General features: G+C 56.9%; 1 protein-coding gene. It reads right to left on the reverse strand.

Annotation, left to right across the window (positions count from 1 at the left end):
• Positions 1-232 (reverse strand): DNA polymerase beta superfamily protein (locus AC1RPH_RS08550; RefSeq protein ID WP_481762159.1); only part of this gene is annotated, 232 nt, incomplete at both ends.

Below are 232 nucleotides of genomic sequence, written 5' to 3' on the forward strand. Positions count from 1 at the left end.
CGGTGAATTCGTCCACTCCAGAACCTGCGGGTTCGACTTGCTCATCTGGTACACTGCCTTGTCCGCGTCCCAGCCCGCAAAATCCATGATATCCGTGTCGATCCCGAGATCGCGCAGCACCTCGGTCAGTTCCGGCGTGTTTATGTCCAGTACATCACGGCGCTTATTCACCGTCAGATACCGATCGACAGGGCGGCAGTAGATGAAGCGAACGTCGTAATCCGAATCCGGC

Source organism: Dellaglioa sp. CoH-57-MRSF-16 (assembly GCF_056782055.1).